The following is a 2591-nucleotide window of genomic DNA, read 5'->3' as shown; positions in this document are numbered from 1 at the left end:
CAAATTATCTTTCCGTTTGGATTTGTTAGTTTAAAAGCCTACTCACATATATAAGTTTGTGTAGGTTACCTTCAACTTTAAAGTAACCAAATCTATAGATGTAAATCTCGGTTACTTATTAGAATTTTACTTATTCAAACATTCGTAACAGGTACACTTACAATTTCATTTCATTGATACAAAATATTTTCAATTCTTAATTAGTTATCACTATGAGTCACTTTGGCTTTCCTTTAGAAACCGTAATTATCTTCTTTGGTGTAACTCTATTTTCAATTTATATGGATTTAGTTGCCCACCGTAAAACTAAAGAAATTTCAATTAAAGATGCTGCTATATGGTCTGTGTTTTGGATTCTCTTAGCACTCGCTTTTTACTTTTACCTTTGGTTCCGTTTTGATAAGACTTGGGCAGATATGTATCTTTCCGGTTATGTCTTAGAAAAAAGTCTTTCAATTGACAACCTCATGGTATTTGTAGCTATTTTTGCTTCATTTGGTATAACTTCTCACTTACAGCATCGAATTTTATACTGGGGAATTCTAGGAGCATTAGTTTTCCGTGCGATTTTCGTAGTTATCGGGGCAAGTTTATTCCAAGTAAGCCCATGGGTTGGCTTTGTCTTTGCAGCCTTTGTCCTTTGGTCAGGTTGGAAAATGTTAAGTGCAGGGGCAAATGATGAGCAAGAGATCGAAGATTATACTGATCACTGGTCTGTAAAAGCTACAGGTAAGGTTTTCCCTGTTTACAAAAAATTATATGGTGATCGTTTTATCGTAAAAGATAGAGAATTACCGGCTCAAGAAACGGATTTATCTTCTAAATTAGCATTAGTAACTCGTAAAAGTGCTTCTTATGTAACTCCTGCATTTTTATGTTTAATGGCAATTGAAACTTCAGATGTTGCCTTTGCCTTTGACTCAGTTCCAGCAGTTATTGCCGTAACTCAAGAACCTTTACTAGTTTACGCTGCGATGATTTTTGCGATTCTTGGTCTTCGTAGTTTATATTTTGTTCTTGCTTCTCTAACTAAATATTTAGTTCATTTAGAAAAAGCGGTAATTGCTTTATTATTCTATATCGGAATTAAAATGGGGGTGCAATCTTACGGAGCTGTAACTGGTAATCCTAATTTACATATTCCGGCAAACTGGAGTTTGTTTATTGTATTAGGAGTATTAGCTTTAGGTGTAATTGCTTCTTTCATTTTTCCTGAAAAGGATGATCAAGAAGATAAAAAATAAACTATTCTTAAATTATGGGACTTAAGCTATGGGCCACAAAAAATATTTATCTGTTCAATATCGTTTAATGGCTACAAATGATGATTTTGATTATTCAAAATTACAGCCTTCTAGCGTATCTTCTAAACCTTTGCATGAACGTACGTCAAAGAGTGAGCCAGCTACACCCTCTGCTCCTAAAGTTAATCTAGGAAAAATTCGTCTAGATAAAGGTGAGCAGAGTACAAGAATTAACTTAAATAAATCAGCTCCAGAGTTAGTTATTAATCTAACTTGGTCGCAAAATAAAAAATCTGGATTTTTTGCAAGTTTATTCTCAAGTAATAAAGGTGTCGATCTAGATTTAGGGGCTTATATTCGTTTAGTTAATGGGATTCAACTTTGTGTTGATGCTTTACAGTTTGCGAGAGGACAAGGTGGACCAAGACATAAGTTAACAAGACAAGGATGTTTTGATAGTGCTCCTTTCTTATGGCATACCGGAGATGATCGTCAAGGTGGTGCTGGTGAATCAATTCTTGTAAATCCTAAGTTCGCACATTTTATCGATAATATAGTGGTTTACACTTATATTTATGATAATGATGTGATTTGGTCTCAAACTGATGCTGTTGTAAGTATCAAAGCAAGTGGGCAGGATGAAATTGAAGTGCATTTAGGAAATGAGAATATTCAAGGACGCTTTGTTGTATTAGCCCATATTCACTTTAATAACGGTCAGATCCATGTTGAGCGTAAGATGTTAGGATTTGATAGTTTACCAGAAATAGATAAATATTTTGGCTGGGGCTTTAGTTATAGTAGCGGTAGTAAATAGAACTTTTAACTTAAACTAATAAGATGAGGTCATAATTATGGCGGTAAGTTTACAAAAAGGTGGAAACATCAATCTTTCAAAAGCAGATCCAAGCTTAAATAAAATCCTTGTGGGATTAGGTTGGGATGCTCGTCAAACTGCTGGTGAAGCTTTTGACTTAGATGCTTCGGCGTTTTTAATCAAAGCAGATAATAAAGTACGTGATGATAGAGATTTTATTTTCTATAACCAATTATCTTCAGTTGATGGTTCTGTATTACACCAAGGAGATAATCGTATAGGTGATTCAGATGGTGACGATGAAGTTTTATTAGTAGACTTAGCAAAAGTCCCTGCATCAATTCAACGTATTGTCTTTACAGTAACCATTTACAACGAGCGTCAAACTTTCGGTCAAGTTAGTAACTCATTTATTCGTCTTGTAAATAATGAAACAAATACCGAAGTGGCACGCTACGATTTAGGTGAAGATTTTGCAAACGAACGTGCTTTAATTTTCGGTGAGTTATATAGACATAATGGTGACTGGA

At 34.4% G+C, this 2591-nt stretch carries 3 protein-coding genes; all 3 read left to right on the top strand.

All coding sequences use genetic code 11. From position 1 onward, the window contains the following. Positions 1–212: 212 nt before the first annotated feature. A complete protein-coding gene (locus CKF59_RS04015; RefSeq protein WP_119534689.1) occupies positions 213–1244 on the top strand; it encodes a TerC/Alx family metal homeostasis membrane protein in 1032 nt (343 codons plus the stop codon). A 28-nt stretch (positions 1245–1272) separates the two neighbouring features. Further along, positions 1273–2061, top strand: coding sequence for a stress protein (locus tag CKF59_RS04010; protein WP_119534688.1), 789 nt, complete (start codon positions 1273–1275; stop codon positions 2059–2061). Between the two features lie 37 nt (positions 2062–2098). Next, on the top strand, positions 2099–2591 hold a 493-nt coding region (locus CKF59_RS04005; protein WP_147397113.1), incomplete at its 3' end, for a TerD family protein.

It is taken from the genome of Psittacicella gerlachiana (genome assembly GCF_003585965.1).
GTDB classification, from domain to species: domain Bacteria; phylum Pseudomonadota; class Gammaproteobacteria; order Enterobacterales; family Psittacicellaceae; genus Psittacicella; species Psittacicella gerlachiana.
This window is presented reverse-complemented; position numbering and strand designations above follow the sequence as displayed.

Bases quoted from the DNA above. Each gene is read 5' to 3' on its own strand.
- CKF59_RS04010 (WP_119534688.1), top strand. From the start codon at position 1,273: ATGGGCCACAAAAAATATTTATCTGTTCAATATCGTTTAATGGCTACA.
- CKF59_RS04015 (WP_119534689.1), top strand. From the start codon at position 213: ATGAGTCACTTTGGCTTTCCTTTAGAAACCGTAATTATCTTCTTTGGT.